The 15,208-nt window shown below is 46.0% G+C and carries 12 protein-coding genes; 6 read left to right on the forward strand and 6 right to left on the reverse strand.

Features of this window, described 5'->3' with window-relative positions:
- Positions 1–12: 12 nt before the first annotated feature.
- Positions 13–1,395 (reverse strand): hypothetical protein, encoded by a 1,383-nt coding sequence (locus JGK20_RS25810; protein WP_293232608.1) that lies wholly within the window; start codon positions 1,393–1,395, stop codon positions 13–15.
- Positions 1,396–2,041: 646 nt separating this feature from the next.
- Between JGK20_RS25810 and JGK20_RS25815 the strand changes: the two genes are divergently transcribed.
- Positions 2,042–3,598 carry a metallophosphoesterase gene (locus tag JGK20_RS25815; RefSeq protein ID WP_325315047.1) on the forward strand — a complete coding sequence of 519 codons (1,557 nt, stop codon included), beginning with the start codon at positions 2,042–2,044 and terminating at the stop codon, positions 3,596–3,598.
- A 238-nt stretch (positions 3,599–3,836) separates the two neighbouring features.
- Positions 3,837–4,805: a YegS/Rv2252/BmrU family lipid kinase gene (locus JGK20_RS25820; protein ID WP_293179551.1), complete on the forward strand. Its 969-nt coding sequence runs from the start codon at positions 3,837–3,839 to the stop codon at positions 4,803–4,805.
- A 360-nt stretch (positions 4,806–5,165) separates the two neighbouring features.
- Here the strand turns inward: JGK20_RS25820 and JGK20_RS25825 are convergent, their stop codons facing one another.
- Positions 5,166–5,522 carry a hypothetical protein gene (locus tag JGK20_RS25825; protein ID WP_293232610.1) on the reverse strand — a complete coding sequence of 119 codons (357 nt, stop codon included), beginning with the start codon at positions 5,520–5,522 and terminating at the stop codon, positions 5,166–5,168.
- A gap of 207 nt (positions 5,523–5,729) precedes the next feature.
- Between JGK20_RS25825 and JGK20_RS25830 the strand changes: the two genes are divergently transcribed.
- Genes JGK20_RS25830 through JGK20_RS25840 form a run of 3 tightly spaced genes read left to right on the forward strand, consistent with a single transcriptional unit; the run spans position 5,730 to position 10,759 of the window.
- A complete protein-coding gene (locus JGK20_RS25830) occupies positions 5,730–5,909 on the forward strand; it encodes a hypothetical protein (protein ID WP_293201166.1) in 180 nt (59 codons plus the stop codon).
- The gene (locus JGK20_RS25835; protein ID WP_293179545.1) at positions 5,896–10,503 is read left to right on the forward strand and encodes an NACHT domain-containing protein; all 4,608 of its coding nucleotides are present in this window, start codon (positions 5,896–5,898) and stop codon (positions 10,501–10,503) included. Before JGK20_RS25830 ends, JGK20_RS25835 begins: the two co-directional genes overlap by 14 nt.
- Before the next feature lie 19 nt (positions 10,504–10,522).
- The gene (locus JGK20_RS25840; protein ID WP_293179542.1) at positions 10,523–10,759 is read left to right on the forward strand and encodes a hypothetical protein; all 237 of its coding nucleotides are present in this window, start codon (positions 10,523–10,525) and stop codon (positions 10,757–10,759) included.
- A gap of 106 nt (positions 10,760–10,865) precedes the next feature.
- Here the strand turns inward: JGK20_RS25840 and JGK20_RS25845 are convergent, their stop codons facing one another.
- The 4 genes from JGK20_RS25845 to JGK20_RS25860 form a co-directional block, all read right to left on the reverse strand.
- Entirely contained in the window at positions 10,866–11,198 is a 333-nt protein-coding gene (locus JGK20_RS25845; protein ID WP_293179539.1) for a XisI protein, read from the reverse strand.
- A 32-nt stretch (positions 11,199–11,230) separates the two neighbouring features.
- Complete coding sequence (locus tag JGK20_RS25850) at positions 11,231–11,851, reverse strand: Uma2 family endonuclease (protein ID WP_293179536.1); 621 nt, start codon at positions 11,849–11,851, stop codon at positions 11,231–11,233.
- 168 nt (positions 11,852–12,019) lie between these two features.
- Complete coding sequence (locus tag JGK20_RS25855; protein WP_293179533.1) at positions 12,020–13,777, reverse strand: ABC transporter ATP-binding protein; 1,758 nt, start codon at positions 13,775–13,777, stop codon at positions 12,020–12,022.
- Positions 13,778–13,857: 80 nt separating this feature from the next.
- On the reverse strand, positions 13,858–14,337 hold the full coding sequence (locus JGK20_RS25860) for an FxLYD domain-containing protein (RefSeq protein ID WP_293179530.1): 480 nt from the start codon (positions 14,335–14,337) through the stop codon (positions 13,858–13,860).
- A 96-nt stretch (positions 14,338–14,433) separates the two neighbouring features.
- Between JGK20_RS25860 and JGK20_RS25865 the strand changes: the two genes are divergently transcribed.
- Positions 14,434–15,189: a Uma2 family endonuclease gene (locus JGK20_RS25865; RefSeq protein WP_293179527.1), complete on the forward strand. Its 756-nt coding sequence runs from the start codon at positions 14,434–14,436 to the stop codon at positions 15,187–15,189.
- The last annotated feature ends 19 nt before the right edge of the window (positions 15,190–15,208 follow it).

Here is a 15,208-nt window from a genome sequence, read left to right on the forward strand (position 1 = left end):
TGCCAACATATGCTAAGAAACTGTTTGGTGAGCTAGCTTAACTGTTCCTAAAGCCGTCTTCCTGCTGTCAAAGAGTTTCATAACCCCGGAGGAGATGGTCTCGATGACATCGGGAGCGCAGTAAGACAAAAACTCTTCCGACGAAATGTGACCGGCAAAAAACTCTTGAGCTTTCTTCAAAAAGTTTTCGGTTTCCGCAAAGCCGATAGATTTGATAATAAACGTAGCCACGGGGGAGTTTTTAATATCATAGGGAGATTCTTGATTGCGTCCTATTGCTAACAAATCTAAAACCTCTTTTTCTAACTGACTTTCTAAGGGGTAAGCGATTTGTCTGTTGGGCAAGTAATCTTCCAAAACCGATGTTTTAAATCCTGGTGCGCGCAATTCTCCCATCATCGTTGAAAGCGGAATGTCGCGCCCCAAACGGTAGGAAAGAGCTTCTAAAATGGCGATGGTAATTAGTTTAATACCCAGATATAGTTTAGCAACTGCGATATTTTTCCTGGTTTGGGCAATCATGTGAGCGTAGGTTTCATCGTCGGGTTCTTGCATAAACTGCTGAAAAACCAGTTCTGGTTTGAGGAAGTTTAAAAATCCTTCCATCTTTTGCAGAGATTTGCGATATCCACCCACGGTATAGTTGACATTGCTCAATTCGTGGTTGGTTTCTGGCATCAAGTTCCAGGTATTGTCTAAGAAATTAGAGGAATTTGGAGAGGCAAAATTCTCTACATCCCGATTGGCTAACCTGACCGAACGCTTGACAATTTCTGCTGTTTCGGCATCAGTCCATCCGAAATTCAAATCGCGATTTACACTTACCAAGCGCTGGTGCAAAAGTTCGATCGCACTCAAACCGCTGGCCGAAATCGGACGAAAAGGAATCGTAGCTTCGATGCAAGCGGCAATTTCGGCGATCGTACTTGCAGGCAAAAAAGGCTCCAAAGATTTGGCAGCAATCACGGCACTCAAGAATTCGTTCTGGCCGGCAAACGGAGAGAGAATCTTGCCTGGAACAAACCCAAAGACAGAGGCCACCAGGTGATACATGGCATCGTCGGGTAGTTCGGTTCGATCTCTAATCACTAACTGCGATCGCACTTCTTGGACAAAAGGACAAAGGGCGCTGCTGATATTGAAACTTACGCCCTGATCGACTTGGACGTACACGAGGTCGTGAAACAGCGCAGCCAGTACCTCGATCGGATCGACTGACCCTCCGACCTCAAAAATGTGTTCCGACGTGTGAAAGTAGCGCCAAGGCCCCCTCATCGTTTGAATGATGAGCTCTGCTATCTGCTCCAGCTTCGGAATGTCTACTCGACCTCCCAATTGCTCGATCGACGCTACCAAAGCATCCAGACACCGTTTTTGTTCTCCGAAAAGCTCCATTTACGCACCTCCACTACATTCCCTGATTGTCTTGGGCTTGATTGAATGGTATCAAAACGCGCTGCGATCGTGCCATCGCTCGTGAGTGAAAACTTGTTTTTGTCAGAAGTCCGATCGGGGGGTAAAAGCCAGAGGGGAATACAGGGAGAGAGGGAGAGAGCGCCAGAAGAGAATTAAAAATTAAAAATTTGCCGCGATTCTGGGAACTAAAAGGTTCTGTATCATCAATAACATTAGATTTGAGCGGATACCATTTTAGATTTTAGATTGTGGATTGAAAAATTGCAGGATTGAAAAATTGCAGGATTGAAAAATTGCAGGATTGGGAATGACTTATGACTATCGGGGTTTGGATCGCCGACAAAGCAAAAGCAGTTGCATTTTTTTTAACAATAGTGAGTTTACAACCGCCCGATCGCTAAATCTCAAAAAAACGCGGTTTTTCTCAATCTGGGTCGATCGACTTCTAGGGAAGCAGAAACCTGGTTGTAGCCCGCACGCGCCAGCGATCGAGCGATGTTCAGCTTTTAGACAGAGGTAAACACCCGTGCGATCGCTGCAAGATTAACTAGGAACTGAGCAATTTGGGAGACTAGGTGGCGTGAAATTCGTGTCCGACCCGCGAATAACAGTCAAAATCCGCAAAATGAACGAGCGGGTGCGGTGGCAAGAAAAGTCGATCGCCGATCGGGGAATTGACCAAACTAAGATGGTTTTGGACGATCGAACCGATGACTGTCCTGAATTTTCATTTTTAGTCGCAGGCGACAGCGGCACCGGCAACCACCGCGGCCACAACCCGCAGCGGCAGGTTGCCGAGTTGATGCTGCGGGAACGCCAAAGTTGCCGTTTTGCTCTGCATACGGGCGATGTAGTTTATCTGGTGGGTTCGAGTGAATATTACTTGCAAAACTTTATTCGCCCCTACCGAGAGTTTATCGTCGGCGGCGAGCAACCATCTCGGATTGCTTACGATCGCATGGTGTTCAACTTTCCGTTTTTGCCCGTACCGGGAAACCACGACTACTACGACTTGCCGATATTCTACGGAATTCTCTCTGCGACTGCTTTGCCGCTGCGGAGGCTGCTGGGTTCCAAGTTAGATCTCGATGTCGGCTGGCACGGTTCGGAGATCGGAAATGCCTACGCCAAAGCCTTTCTCGACTACCTGAGGGCTCACAAATTGCCGGGAGAGCTCGATCGCCACCTAGACGCCCACTACACCGCCAGCACCAGCACAGGCCGCTGCATCCGCTACCAACCCGGACGCTTTACCCGCTTACCCAACCGCTATTACACGTTTCGCAGCGGGGGTATCGACTTCTTCGCCCTCGACTCCAATACCTTCAACGAACCCTTACCGATCCCGAAAACCAAAGAGGGCGAGATTCGCCGCCAAAATTTGGAACTCGATCGGCAAAAGTTGGAACAAGAAAAATTGGAAATGCTCGAAATGTCCGATCGGCTAAACCCGGAAATTCCCGAAGAAGCCGAAAAGCTAGACGACTTGAGCGCCAAATTAGAGCAAGTTGACGAAATGCTGATGGATATCGACAAACAACTGTCGCCCGACAGAACAGCCTCCACGGACGTTGAACAACTCGAATGGCTCAAAAGGCGATTGATTGCATCTTGGGCAGATTCAGACGTGCGGGGGCGGGTAATGTACTTGCACCATCCCCCCTACGTAACCGAGGCGACAAAGTGGAATCAAGCTCAAACTTTGGCAGTTCGGCTGCGATTGCGCGAGGTACTCGATGCGGTGGCCGATGCAGTTGGGGAGGAGGCGCGGGGGCGTCCCCTAGTAGATTTGGTACTCACAGGCCACGCCCACTGTTTGGAATACCTGCGGACTGGGGATACCGGACACGGCGACTCTGGGATTAATTGGATTGTCTGCGGGGGAAGCGGCCACAGCCTGCGGCGTCAGCGCCCGGAAGGGCCGATATTGCAGGAAGCATCGAGCCCGGAAGCTTATCGGTTGGCGCGCGAGGCTGGTGCTGAAACAGCCAGCCGGCGGGTAGCGGAATCTTTGCTATTTGTCGGCCGCAGCGGCGAAGGTTCCCACAAACGCCGTCCTTATTCGTGTTTGCGGATTGATGTTCTTGACGGGACTCCCCCCAAGTTCAGAGTTCGACCTTTGGTTGTCGAACGATTTGAGGGGAAATGGCAGGAAATCGCGATCGAACCTTTTGTAATTTAACTTTCGCTTCTAGGTTTGTAGTGAGGACTTCAGTCCGCAAAAATTGGGAAGGACTAAAGTCCGAACGATCGAACCTATTTGGTTTTAGGTTTGTAGTGGGGACTTTAGTCCTCAGGAAAATAAGGACGAAAGTCCTCACTACAAACCAATTTAATTGTTGTATCTCAACAGGAAATAATATTACCAATTACCAATTACCCATTCCCAATTCCCCATTCCCAATTACCCCTTACCAACTATGAAACGTTCAGCTTGCCTAATCTTTAATCCCGTCGCCGGCAACAGCGACCCCGACCAAGACTTAGCGACAATTCAAGAAATGTTAGAGCCGTTTATTGACTTAGACATTCGGCTGACAACACCAGAATTAGATGCAGATCAACTCGCCCGCGAAGCAGTTGCTAGAGGAGTTCAGGAAATTATTGCTTCCGGGGGTGACGGCACATTATCAGCAGTTGCGGGCGCCATTGTGGGGACAAATATCCCTTTAGGAATTATTTCGCGGGGAACTGCGAATGCTTTTGCAAATGCTTTGGATCTTCCGAATACCATCGAAACCGCCTGCGAAACTATTTTGGGAGGGTTGACGCGGGTGGTGGATGCGGGGATGTGTAACGGTAAAATGCCGATGGTTTTGTTAGCTGGAGTGGGTTTTGAGGCGGAAACTGTCGAATTAGCCGATCGCGAAATGAAGAATCGCTGGGGAATGCTGGCCTACATTCTCTCGGGAATCAAACAGTTAAACAATTTAGAAAGATTTGAAGCCGAAATCGAAACCGAAGATAAAATCATCACCGTTACTGCGGTGGCCGTGACAGTGGCGAATGCAGCGCCGCCTACTTCCATTTTAGCTCAAGGCCCCGCGGGGATTATTTTCGATGACGGCTTGCTGGACGTGACGCTGGTGGCGCCTCAAAATAAAGCAGGGGCGATCGCAGCTTCTTATCACCTCTTACAAACAGCGTTGAGCGGCAATCCTACCGATCGCGACGACATCGGTTATTTGCGCGCAAAAAAAGTAAAAATCAGTGCCGATCCGCCTCAAAAAGTGGTTGTAGATGGAGAAATTGTCGGCATGACTCCGCTTTCAATTGAGTGCATTCCCGGAGGTTTAACTATTTTCATACCGCGAGTTGAAGAAGATGTACCCGTGGAAAAACTGACAGGTTTAGCTGACATTGAAGTGACAATGAAACCCTTAACTTAAACATGACCTAGGCAACTCTTAAGGTACGTAGTTGCGCTTGGGCGCTCTTAGGTACGTAGTTGCGCTTGGGCGCTCTTAGGTACGTAGTTGCGCTTCAGCGCTCTCTTCTCTTAAGGTACGTAGTTGCGATGAAAGCGCTCTCTTAATTAGATATGAAAGAGCAGTATTCTGGAGGTACGTAGTTGCACTTCAGCGCTCTTTTAATTAGATATGAAAGAGCGCTGAAGCGCAACAACATACCTTAAGACCGCGTGGGCGCTCTTTTAATTAGATATGAAAGAGCGCTGAAGCTTAATTAGATATGAAAGAGCGCTGAAGCGCAACTACATACCTTAAGACCGCGTGGGCGGTCTTTTCTTTTTATGCCTCTAAGATTTGGCGAATCCGGCGCTCTAAAAGTTCGAGATCGAGGCCGCCTTCATCGCGACTGATGCGGCGCACGGTGACGTTAACATTGTTCAAATCTGCCAGCAAATCTTGGAGGATTTCTTGTTGCTGGCGGGCTTGAGTTATTTCGCGCGGTTCCTGCACCAAATCGCGAACAATTGTATCTTCGGCGCGCGAAGCAACGATCGGGTCTGCTTCGCCGTCTACGTGCACGAAAGTGCGCCGGCCCGGGCCCCGTTCTTCTTCAATTGGGATTACTGCTGTTACTCGATCGGATCGCACATATTTGCCAAATCCTAGGTGGACTAAGACGGAAGATTGTATTTTCATAGATAGCAAGTTTTATTTGTAAGTTATCTATATTTTAACTTTTTCACTATGAAACGACAACTAATATCAAAGCTTTTTTTACTACAATATATGTCGGTTTTTTCTCTGTTTTGAAGTTGTCAAATCGAGAAAAAAATGCTAAGTTAATTAACTGGATATAACTTGCCAACGGTTGGTCAGAAACCGGGTTTTTCACGAAGAGACGCGTTGCAGCCCACAGATTCGGTAAAAACCCGGTTTCTTTGGTTGAAGCGCGTAAATCCTGTTAACATAAAAATAGAGCAATGTGCGATCGCCCGCAGCGCATTTCAGGGACACAGCCTACCGATTCTAGATTTGAGCGTTACTCCCACGGAAAAACAGGAAAGCCTAAATGATCCCAATTAGTCTCGACTTAGTTATCAGCCTCCTGACAGCCATTCCCTTCGGCACCATCAAAGACAAGCTTCAGCGCAACGAAACAGTCATCAAATTATTAAAAAGATTTAACCTCGACCCCGATGCACCGCCAGCCGATTTTAGCGGAGTTTACGTTTATACTTTAGTAGAATACGGCGCTGGCAAACCCAAGCAGATTTTAGAACTGTTTCGCCAAAAAGAGATTGAATCAGCATTTCGTAAAGCCTTCGAGTCCGATAGCCCAGCAATTTTAATTCAAGCAGGCGATGACTTTCTCAATGAGTCTGCTTTGGGCCAAGAACTTCGAGATTTAGGCATTGACCCCAGACGGGAGTTTATGGCATTTGCGGCCGTGTTTATGGAAGTCGCAAAGCGGACGCGATCGATCGGCGATGTGATGGTGGGAAATGCGATCGCCTCTTTGCAAAAACGCCTATCTATGGTAATGGATCGCATCGAACGCCTTCCCACTCTCGAAGGAATTCGCACGGAGTTTGCGCGGTTGGAAGCCGAAGATTATCCCGCACTTCCCGCAGCCACATCAACGAATATTCAAAAGTCTCAAGCTTTTATTTTATCACAACAAGTGCGCGGTTGGTTTGAAACCTTAAATTATCAATTTGAAACCTATCAAATCTCGGAAGATAACTATTTTGAATGGATTATCAATGTTCCGGTGAGACGCAAAAAGTACGATCGCATTTTAGTACGCGGTATCGCCGGAGAAGCCGGACTCAGGGACATCTTAGCCTTGCGCGAGTCGGTGGAAAAGCAGCGCACCGATGAAGGCTGGTTAGTCACCGCCCGCCGCATCAGTCGCGCCGCGCGGGATGAGGTAGAAAAAGATGAAAATCGCGATCTAGCTTGCTATACCTTCGATGAATTGCTGGATCAAGATGCCGATTTTACCGCTTATCTGGATTGGCTAGAAACTGAAATTACCAGCCGAGGAATTGATACGAAATATGTGCCGCTAGCTTGTACGAAAGAAGAAATTGACCCCGATACTCACCGCAAAATAGGAGTGAGTCATTATGGCGATCGAGATGGGTGGATTGAAGGTTATATTGATTTGTGGTTGGATGACCCAGTAAAAGAACATATTTCAGTTTTAGGAGAATTTGGAACCGGGAAAACTTGGTTTGCGATGCACTATGCTTGGATGGCGCTGCAACGCTACAAAGAAGCTCAAAAGCGCGGCTTAGAACGTCCGCGTTTGCCGTTAGTAATTCCCCTGAGAGATTATGCTAAAGCTGTTAGTGTGGAGTCGCTATTTTCTGAGTTTTTCTTTCGGAAACACGAGATACCTTTGGCGGGTTATTCGGCTTTTGAACAACTAAATCGGATGGGTAAGTTTCTGTTGATTTTCGATGGTTTTGATGAAATGGCCGCTAAGTGCGATCGGCAAGAAACCATCAACAACTTCTGGGAACTAGCAAAAGCCGTCGTTCCGGGTGCGAAAGTTATCCTGACTTGCCGCACCGAACACTTTCCTGAAGGCAAGGAAGGACGGGCATTGTTCAATGCAGAACTGCAAGCTTCAACAACCATTTTAACAGGCGAAACTCCCCAATTTGAAGTCTTAGAATTAGAGAAATTTAACGACGCGCAAATTCGGCAAGCGCTGTCAGTTCAAACAGAAGCAACTACTGTCGAAAAAGTGATGGGAAACCCGCACTTATTAGATTTAGCGCGCCGCCCGGTGATGACTGAGTTAATTTTGGAAGCATTGCCCGATATTGAAGCAGGAAAACCAGTCGATATGTCGCGGATATATCTGTATGCGGTGCGACGGAAGATAGAGAGAGATATCAAAGCTGAACGCACTTTTACTTCTTTAGCAGATAAGCTTTACTTTTTGTGCGAACTGTCTTGGGAAATGCTGTCTACCGACCAAATGAGTCTGAATTATCGCGGTTTTCCCGATCGCATTCGCGGCCTGTTTGGTGCCATCGTCCAGGAGGAAAAAGACTTAGACCACTGGCATTATGACATGATGGGTCAAACGATGCTAATCCGCAATGCCGACGGCGATTATACTCCGGCGCACCGTTCGCTGTTAGAGTTTTTTGTCGCTTATAAATTTGCGGCGGAATTGGGAGTTTTAGCGGCAGATTTTACCGAATTAGTTGCGCCGGAACAGTCTTGTTTAGATCCTGATGTTGAGGCTCAATTATACACTTGGTCTAATTATTGTCGGCTTCAGGCGCAGAAGAGAAATCAGAACGAATTGATCGCGCCTTTCAAGGGATTTGTTGCTGAAGATTTAGGGCAACTTCGTCAGAGTTTCGGACAAGCGCCACTGACGAAAGCAGTGATTGATTTGTTGTTACCTATGTTGGAGGTTATTTCCCCCCCCTTGTTAAGGGGGGCCGGGGGGGATCGTGACGATGCCAATCACGAGAGAACCCCCGAATTCCTATTAGAGAGAGAGGATAGTGACGATGTTAGCCAGAAGAGATCCCCCCAACCCCCCTTAAGAAGGGGGGCTTTAGAGAAGTCGCCCCTACTAGAAATTATGGAAGAAACGCGGGGAAAAACTGAAAGCGAGGTGGGTTATGTGGGAGGGAATGCGGCGACGCTGTTGGTGAAAATCGATCGCACTGCGTTAGAAACAAAAGACCTTTCTCGTGCAGTTATTTTAGGTGCTGATTTTACAAATGCTAGCTTGCGCCGCGTCAACTTTGCTGAAGCGAATTTAGCTAATTCTGCTTTTACTAAAATCTTCAGCAGTATTCGGTCAGTAATGTTTAGTCCTGATGGCAAACTGTTAGCTACAGGTGATACTGATGGCATAGTTCGCTTGTGGGAAGCTAGCAGTTGCAGAGAAATATTGACCTGTAAAGGACATAGCAACGTAGTGGAGTCAGTTGCCTTCAGTTCTGATGGTAAGATACTTGCTAGCGGAAGTTATGACAAAACAATTAAGTTATGGGATGTCAAAACTGGTGAATGTTTAAAAGTTTTGCAGGGACATACCGAATCAGTAATGTCTGTCAGATTCAATCCTGATGGAAATATACTCGCCAGTGGGAGTTTTGATGGCACGGTAAGGTTATGGGATATTCGTACTAGCGAATGCTGCAAAATTTTGCAAGACCATACTAAAGTGGGATTTTCAGTGGCTTTCCATCCTGGTGGTGAGATACTTGCTACTGGGAGTGGTGACCAAACAATAAGGGTATGGAATATCAACAGTGGTGAATGTCTAAAAATATTTGAGGGACATACTAAAAATGTGTTTTCAGTTGTTTTCAATTCTACTGGTGAAATACTTGCTAGTGGCAGTGGCGACAAAACAGTGAAGCTGTGGAATATCGGTAGCGGTGAATGTCTCAAAACTTTGGAGGGACATTTCGATCAAATACGGTCGATCGCCTTTAGCCCAAATGGCGAAATACTTGCAAGTGGAAGTTACGATCGCACTGCAAAGCTGTGGGATATCCGCACTGGTGAATGCTTGAATACTTTGCAAGGACATAGCAATCAAGTAGGGTCAGTTGCCTTCCATCCTGGGGGTGACATACTTGCTAGCAGTAGTTACGACCAAACGCTGAATCTGTGGGATATCAACAGCGGTGAATGCTTGAATACACTGCAAGGGTATAGCAATCAAGTAATGTCGATCGCCTTCAGTCCCAACGGTGAAATGCTGGCCAGCGGCGATGACGAGAAAAAAGTCAGGCTGTGGGATGTCAACACTGGTGAGTGCCTCCAAATCTTGCAGGGGCATCTCGATCGGGTACACTTAGTTGCCTTCCATCCAAACGGTGAAATACTTGCCAGCGGTAGTTATGACGAAACATTGAGGCTGTGGAATATTCGCAGTGGTGAATGCCTTCATACTTTGCCAGAATTTGGCAATGAAGTACGGTCGATCACATTCAGTCCAAATGGTGAAATACTTGCGAGTGCAGGTTATAAACAAACGGTGAGGCTGTGGGATATCGTTACTGGCGAATGCCTCAAAACCTTGCAAGGGCATAACAATTTTGTATACTCGGTTGCTTTCAGTTTTTTGGGCGAGATATTTGCCAGTGCAGGTTTTGACGGAACGGTGAGGCTGTGGGATATCCATAGTGGTGAATGCCTCCAAATTTTGCAGGCGCATACGGGTTGGGCACGCGGAATCGCCTTTAGTCAGAACGGTGAAATACTTGCCAGTGGAAGTATCGATCGAACAGTAAGATTATGGGATGTCAAGAGTGGTGAATGCCTCCAAATTTTGCAGGGGCATACTGATTGGATACGTTCAGTTGCTTTTAGTTATTCTGGTAAAATAGTTGCTAGTGGAAGTGTAGATGGAACGGTAAGAATATGGGATATCCGTACAGGTGAATGTCTAAAAATTTTGCAAGGTCATACCAGTAGAATTAACTCAGTTGCCTTCAGTTCAAATGGAAAAATTATTGCTGCTTGCTGTCGGGATGGCACAATTATAATTTGGGATGCTGGGACGGGTGAGTGCCTCAAAATACTGAAAAGTGACAGACCTTATGAAAACATGAATATTACCGGAGTTACGGGTTTAACGGAAGTTGAAAAAGCCACCCTCAAAGCTTTAGGGGCTGTGGAAAATTAATCATCGCCAAGGAGGAACTATGCAGTCAGCAATACGGATTACCACCAAAGTTCTTGCAGGAAATAAACTTGAAATTCAAGTGCCACCTGGTTCTGTGGGTGAAGAGGTTGAAGTGTTTGTGATTATACCAGAACACATCTCGATCGCCCAAGAAAATGCTTGGAAAACTTTTTTTGATAGTTTAAATATGTTCTCGGAGGACTTTATGCTAGTCAGAAATCAGTTGTCTGTGGAGACGAGAGACGGTTTAGAATGAAATTTTTACTACGCCACTGACGCGCGGGTTCAGAAACCGGGTTTTTTCGATAAAATTTCGTTGTGTCCAGCAGATTCGGCCAAAAACCCGGTTTCTTTGGTTAAAGTTATCCGATCGCAAATTCACTCAATTTTCGCATCATCGGCGGGTCAAACCCAAGTACAATATCTTCTTTGGGAACTCCCAATTCAACGAGTTCGTTAGCAATACCCACTTCAGTGCCATCCTGCTGAATCCAGATTTTATTATCCATAATATCCAGGTGCAACACCGGGCCATAAACTCGCCGCTGATTGCGCCAGCCTACATAGATTAATTGATAATGATCGCGATCGATATCAAAGATAGTTTGAGCCTGAATTCGCTCATCCCACACCAGACTAGCGTGTTGGGAGAGTAGATTTTGGATATGTTGCCGATAAAGGTCTACATTTGCCATTGTGCGTCTAAATCTCCATATCCAAAACAATCCTATTCTTCTCTTTGGATAGATCCAAAAACCTGTTCCACAGTCAAATTAAGTTCGGGAAAGCTACAGGATAAAATTCGATCGCCCTCTCGGAACTGGCTAGCCTGATATTCCCCCTCAACCAACTGATAAACCGAGATTGTAGGTTGTTTCGGATTGCCAATGAAGCGTCTGCCACCCAAAGCAGCATAATCCACAACCCAATATTCCGGGATACCCAATCTTTCATAATCAGCCACTTTAACCAAGTAATCATCTTGCCAGTTCGTGCTAACTACCTCGATCGCAAGTTTAACAGATTTACCTTGGGTAATAATCGATGATTTTTTCCAAAGTGGCTCCGAAATCAAGGCTGGCTTGTCTAATACTATGATATCTGGCTGATATCCTGTCGTCGCTCCTAGAGGCTTGACAAAATAGGTTGATGGTGTTATGTAAGACAGATTAAGGCGATCGATTTCTACGTTAATTTTGCGGATGAGAAAACTTGTAACTTCCTCATGGTCGCCGTTTGGATTCATCTCAACTATTACTCCATCTCGTAGCTCGAAACGTCCTTTGCCATCGGGATACCACTCTATAAATTCCTCGAATGTTAGTAGTTTGGCTGTGGTTTGAATCATGTTGGCACGGCCTCTTCTTTTTAACTGGAATCAGTAAATCTCCAGTTGGATAACTTATTGTACCATTCTTGATATGACTTACGCGCGAGTAGTCAGAAACCGGGTTTTTCCTTTGAATACTTCCTTGAGGCCAGCAGATTCCGCCAAAAACCCGGTTTCTAGGATACCCTACTGACTAAATTGTTGAGCGTAATAACGAGCGTATCGATCGCCCTTTTCGAGCAATTCCTCATGGGTTCCCGATTCCATCACTCTACCTTTTTCCAAGACCAAAATCCTGTCAGCCTTCCGCACAGTCGCCAAACGGTGCGCGATAATAAACACAGTCCGATCGCGCATCAATCTTTCCAAGGCCTCCTGCACCAAAGCTTCCGACTCCGAATCTAGCGCCGATGTCGCTTCATCGAGGATCAGAATTCGCGGATTTAGCAAGACTGCACGGGCGATCGCAATTCTTTGTTTTTGTCCGCCCGATAAATTTACACCCCTTTCTCCTACCCAAGTTTGATAGCCGTCGGGAAACTCAGTAATGAATTGATGGGCGTTAGCAATTTCCGCAGCTTTCTGTACATCTTTCAGTTCGTAATAAGATTGACCGAAAGCAATATTTTGAGCAATTGTACCCGAAAATAAAATAGTTTCTTGCGGTACAATTCCGATTTGTCGGCGCAGCGTATTTAATGTCACATCTTGAACATCAATCCCATCAATTAAAATTTGTCCGGCTTGCGGATCGTAAAATCTGGGTAACAAGTTTACTAACGTAGTTTTCCCCGCACCGGATGCGCCGACAAGCGCAATCGCTTCTCCGGGAAGTGCGAGTAAACTCATACTTTGTAAAATCGGAACCCCCCCTAGCCCCCCCTTATCAAGGGGGGGTTGAGGGGGGTAGGCAAAATTAATGTTGCGGTATTCGACTTTTCCGGTAACGTGGGGAAGTTCGATCGCACCAGGCTTTTCGACGACTGTTGATTGAATGGCTAAAAGTTCAAAAATGCGATCGCTAGAAGCCTCTCCCTGCTTAAAATCGCCGTAATTTGCAGTGGTAATTGCGATCGGATCGATTAACAGCGCTACTCCGGCGATATAACTGATAAATTGCGTACCAGTGAGATTTCCTTGAGCAATTTGCCAACCACCGAGGAAAAACAGCAAAATCACGCTCATCGCTTCCAGAAAGCCAACTACGACGAACTGGAGTGCTTTTATGCGTTCTGACAAATACTTAGCGCGGCGGTTTTGTTCGGCTTCTTCTGCAAAGCGGGCAATTTCGTAGTCTTCCGCCACAAATGCTTTGATTAAACGAATGCCGCTGAATACTTCTGTTAGCAAAGCGGATAAATCAGAAATCCGATTTTGACTTTCTCGCGAGTAACTGAGCAGTTTCTCGCCAAACCAGCCAATTAATATAGCCATTAACGGTGCAATGATTAATGCACCCAAAGTTAATTGCCAGTTAAGATAAATCATATATCCCATGACTGCAATTAGCTGCAAAACACAAGGGATAAATTGATGAAAAAATTTATTTACGACTTCGCCAATGCGGTCAATATCTTCTGTGAGGCGGTAGGATAAATCTCCGGTTTTGGCAGTTTCAAAGTAGCCGAGATTGAGGTTTTGGAGGTGTGCATAAACTTTTTTGCGGATTTCTAAAGCAATAGTCAAAGCTGCTTTTGCCATCAGCGTATCTTGACCGTACTGGGCGATACCACGAATTAGAAATATGATGGCGCTGAGTGCAGCAATTTGAGCAAACCCTTTTAAATCTCCTTTACCTATAAACTTGGCGGTTTCACCAACCAGCCACGCGATTATTGGCCAAAATATGGTAAAGACTACGGTACAAGCTAATGCTTTACCGATGGTTTGTTTTTGGGGACGGAGGTAGGGTAAGATTTGCCAGTATGTCGATCGAGCTTTCAAGATATTTTGCCCTCGCAAGTTCTGTTTTTAGAGATATCTGAGCCAGAATATGATATCAGCGATCGGGCAAATCTTCGCAATCATTCTTGACCCTCAGCATGAGTAGCCCGTACTTTAGCCCCCGCCACAACTGCACCCCGAAAGGCGGCCGATTCTCCGGGTGCAAGACTAACGGGTTGAGTATCGATAAATCCGTTGTCTATTAAATTGCCTGACTCGTCCAAAACTTCATAGTTGACTTTGACATTTTTGATAATTTTGCAGCCTTGATTCAACACTTTTCCGCTGAAAAAGCTGCCGTCATAATTTGCCGTCGCAATTGACACTTTCGCCGCAATGTTAGCACCGGTAATGCAAGTTGGGGAACTTCCCGATGGCTGTTTTTCGCACAACTTGCCTAAGTCTACTATTTTGCCTTCGGTGGTTTTTAGGTAGCAAAATGGTTCATTAATTAGTGAGTTTTGAGCAAGGGTATTTGTAGAGTCTGCAATCAAAGGGCGAGCCGATATCGGCGAGATTAGCAAACTTGATAAAGCTACGGTTAAATGTAATATTTTCATATTTGTTTGGGATTTAATGAAATTAATTGTACCAGATAATTTCGCTAAAATTTACATTGTGCTATGATAAGACATCAAACTTTTGAAAATAAAGTCATGGTCGTTACTCAAGATAACCCCAAACAAAAAGCGATCGCCCTGACCGTAACTTGGGAGAAGTTGCCAGACGATTTCCAATTAGAAGAAAAACCAGTGGAGAATACAGGTCAACCGCTAATTGCTGGAGCACTGCGAGAAATCTTAGAACTGAGAGGATTAATCGGCCCACTAATGCTGATTGCCAGCAATTTTGGGATTTGCGCTACTGTCAACGGCGAGTTAGTTATCAAAGCACCAGATTGGGTTTACGTACCTTCGGTATTGCCCGCAGAGTCGAGAATTGACCGCAAAAGTTACACCCCAAACTTGGAAGGAGAAATCCCGACCATTGTGATGGAATTTTTGTCGGAAACAGACGGCGGGGAATATTCTACTAAACGTACTTTTCCTCCGGGAAAGTGGTTTTTTTACGAACAAATTCTGCAAGTCCCAACTTACATCATTTTTGACCCAGAAACTGGATTGCTGGAAGTATATCGCTTGCAAAATGGCAACTATGTACTAGAATTTCCCGATGAGGAAGGTCGTCACTGGATGGCAGATTTTGGTTTGTATTTAGGAACGTGGAGAGGGGAGAAAGAACAGCGTACAGGCTATTGGTTGCGCTGGTGGGATGAATCAGGAAATCTGCTGTTGTGGGGCGTAGAACAGTTAGCAGTAGAACGCCAGCGAGCCGATCGCGAACGGGAACGAGCCGATCGACTGGCTGAGTATTTGCGCGATCGGGGAATCAACCCGGACGAGATTATTTGATGAATTCTACGCGATATTT

Origin of the sequence: Microcoleus sp. PH2017_05_CCC_O_A (assembly GCF_020738785.1) — a bacterium.
Taxonomy (GTDB): domain Bacteria; phylum Cyanobacteriota; class Cyanobacteriia; order Cyanobacteriales; family Microcoleaceae; genus Microcoleus.

What these genes read in the sequence shown, in the direction of transcription:
- JGK20_RS25810 (WP_293232608.1), bottom strand. Translation starts at nt 1,395, where the DNA reads ATGGAGCTTTTCGGAGAACAAAAACGGTGTCTGGATGCTTTGGTAGCG.
- JGK20_RS25815 (WP_325315047.1), top strand. Translation starts at nt 2,042, where the DNA reads ATGAACGAGCGGGTGCGGTGGCAAGAAAAGTCGATCGCCGATCGGGGA.
- JGK20_RS25820 (WP_293179551.1), top strand. Translation starts at nt 3,837, where the DNA reads ATGAAACGTTCAGCTTGCCTAATCTTTAATCCCGTCGCCGGCAACAGC.
- JGK20_RS25825 (WP_293232610.1), bottom strand. Translation starts at nt 5,522, where the DNA reads ATGAAAATACAATCTTCCGTCTTAGTCCACCTAGGATTTGGCAAATAT.
- JGK20_RS25835 (WP_293179545.1), top strand. Translation starts at nt 5,896, where the DNA reads ATGATCCCAATTAGTCTCGACTTAGTTATCAGCCTCCTGACAGCCATT.
- JGK20_RS25840 (WP_293179542.1), top strand. Translation starts at nt 10,523, where the DNA reads ATGCAGTCAGCAATACGGATTACCACCAAAGTTCTTGCAGGAAATAAA.
- JGK20_RS25845 (WP_293179539.1), bottom strand. Translation starts at nt 11,198, where the DNA reads ATGGCAAATGTAGACCTTTATCGGCAACATATCCAAAATCTACTCTCC.
- JGK20_RS25850 (WP_293179536.1), bottom strand. Translation starts at nt 11,851, where the DNA reads ATGATTCAAACCACAGCCAAACTACTAACATTCGAGGAATTTATAGAG.
- JGK20_RS25860 (WP_293179530.1), bottom strand. Translation starts at nt 14,337, where the DNA reads ATGAAAATATTACATTTAACCGTAGCTTTATCAAGTTTGCTAATCTCG.
- JGK20_RS25865 (WP_293179527.1), top strand. Translation starts at nt 14,434, where the DNA reads ATGGTCGTTACTCAAGATAACCCCAAACAAAAAGCGATCGCCCTGACC.